1 protein-coding gene and 2 pseudogenes are annotated in these 2,417 nt (G+C 52.7%); all 3 read right to left on the bottom strand.

Annotation, left to right across the window (positions count from 1 at the left end; translation table 11 throughout):
• Positions 1 to 124: 124 nt before the first annotated feature.
• Positions 125 to 1,192, bottom strand: a pseudogene (locus ACTBDZ_RS17030) (TonB-dependent receptor plug domain-containing protein); the annotation flags it as partial.
• Positions 1,193 to 1,230: 38 nt separating this feature from the next.
• A complete protein-coding gene (locus ACTBDZ_RS17025; RefSeq protein WP_438816175.1) occupies positions 1,231 to 1,977 on the bottom strand; it encodes an energy transducer TonB family protein in 747 nt (248 codons plus the stop codon).
• Position 1,978: 1 nt separating this feature from the next.
• A pseudogene (locus ACTBDZ_RS17020) lies at positions 1,979 to 2,293 on the bottom strand (ExbD/TolR family protein); the annotation flags it as partial.
• Positions 2,294 to 2,417: the final 124 nt, after the last annotated feature.

Below are 2,417 nucleotides of genomic sequence, written 5' to 3'. Positions count from 1 at the left end.
GTATCGGTGCTATGCTCGACATCGCTCAGTCCGGTTGATGATTTGGGATCTTTATCGATTGATCAGATCGCTCAACTCGGACTGAGTTCCCTTCAGGTGATCTACTATTCGGAACAGTTATTTAGGAAGGGCGATAGTAAGTATTGCTGCTCAGGTTACTGAGATCATAACTGCCCGATTTATCGTTGGTGGTGGAAGAAAGCGTATAGGCCGATTGACCGCTGAAACTGCCGCCGTTGCCCCAGTAGTAATAGGGTTGCAGCGTCAGCGACAGGTTATCGCGCAGTTGCAGTTTCTGCGTGAAGGTGAGGTTCAGGCTTTCAAACGGGTTGCGGTTAATCTTGTAGTAACGTGAGAGCTGTCCACGGCTGTTATATTCTGGCGTGGTCGGGTAATCGACGTAGCGTCCCTGATTCAGGAAGGTGCTTTTGCTCAGCGTATTGTAGTTATTCATGTCCTGCTTGTTGTATTTAACCAGCAGGTTGCTGCTGTTGCCGTTGTCATCTTCATACAGGCCGTTCCATTCCAGCTTGTTGGAACGGGTGGCTCCTTTGCCACGCCACTTATCAGCATCGGTATAGGAGTAGGATAACCAACTGCTGAAGCCGTCATGCAGCCCGGTTTCCAAACGAATCAGTGATTTGCTCAGGTTGTTGCTGCCAAAGGTTTGTTTGATGAATCCGCCAAACTCTTTGGCTGGGCGTTTCGTCACCAGACCGATATTGCCGCCGCTGGAGCCGATATGTGGGCCATTCATCTCCGAGGAACCCTGGGTCACAAAAATCTGCTCAAGGTTTTCCGCATCGCCCAACTGGTTGGCATACACGTTATAGCTGCCCGAATCGTTCATCGGGATGCCATCAACCGAAAGACCGATCTGGTCATTGCTCATACCGCGCATGGTGTAATCGATACCGCTCAGGCCGGTAGAATCATTACTGCTGACATTCAGGCCGGCGGTGTATTTCAACTTATCGATGGCGTTACCGGTAGCAGGCATCTTATCCATCGCTTCTTTGGTTACCGTCGAGCGAGATTTCGCACTCTCTTCCTGAATCATCATTCCCTCTCCCAATGGCGCTCCTTTAACCTGAATGGAGCCGATGTCTGTTGCATCGTTTGCCAGCACGGTTCCCGACCATAATGCGGCCGCGACAGAGAGAGATATCCTTGAAACTGTGAATAATTTCATTGTGTTAATCACCCTGATTCAATGTTGTGTATAGGCGCTCACTGCGCTTGATAATGGAATGTGGCTAAAAAACGTTTGGTGTTTTGCCCGGCAAACGCCTCTGCCGGAAAGGGCCTGACCTGCGTGATGCTCTGTAATGTGCTGGTTGCCGCTCGGTTGAGCAGCATGCTGGTGGCTTTCTGATTAATGCCGCTGTTGAGCACGCGGCCGTTGCGATCGACTTCCAGCCAGATTTCGACGTTTCCTTCCGGGCGTTCCAATGACGCCTGACGCCCCGTTGGGTAGCGTTTTAACTGCTCAATCTGGCCACGCAGCGCCTGGATGTAGCTGTTCTCCAACGCCTGCGCATTCACTTTCGGCGGTGCAGGTGTGGGCACGGCGGGGGCTGGTGCAGTAGCTTTTGCCACGGCAGCTTTCACCGGTGTGGCAACGGGCGTAGGGCGCGGCACTGGAACAGGCTTTGGCTTGGGCACCGGTTTGGGTTTGGGCTCCGGCTTCGGTTCGGGTTTCGGTGGCGGTGCCTCAACAATCGGTTCTGGCGTCTCGACGGGCTCTGGTTCCGGCTCTGGCAACGTCTCCTCGGGAGGCGTTTCAGGCTCTGGAGGAACCACCGCTTCTGGCGGCGCCGGCGGTGTGAGATCGGCGAGCGACAGCTCCATGACGCTATCGTCATACTGGGGTTGTACTTTGAGCGAGCTTTGCTGTGTCATCACCATCAAACATGCAGCCACCACGGGCAGCGGCAACCAGCTAATGGCATGACGTGAACGATAAAGCCAATACATGTCACTGCTTCCGCGTTGCGATTGAAACCGAGGTAAACCCACCTTGACGCAGGGTATCCATCACCGCGACCAGACGCTCAACCGCTACCTGCTTATCGCTGTTGACGATAATGGTGGTGGTCTCTCCGGCCTGCTGCTGCTGTTTTAAGGTGCTGACCAAATCGGTGATCTGGATGGGTGAACCGTCCAGTTGCAGTTGGTCTTGTTCACCTAAGGTGACGATGGCTTTTTTCTGCGGTTTTAGCTGTTGGGCGCTGCTGGCAGAGGGAAGCTGAGTTTTCAGCCCCGTAGCAGGAAGGACGTTGATACTGATCAGGGGCTTTGTTGAATAAATAGAAAGTTTGGGTAATCATCGGAACAGATCACCATAGTTGTTTCAAAATCAGGTCTCCATGGCAAAACAAAATTTTAAAATCACTAACTGGCCCTCCTATAACAAG

This window comes from Symbiopectobacterium sp., assembly GCF_051710365.1.
Classification (GTDB): domain Bacteria; phylum Pseudomonadota; class Gammaproteobacteria; order Enterobacterales; family Enterobacteriaceae; genus Symbiopectobacterium.
The sequence above is the reverse complement of the archived record's forward strand: the minus strand, read 5'-3'. Positions and strand labels throughout refer to the sequence as shown.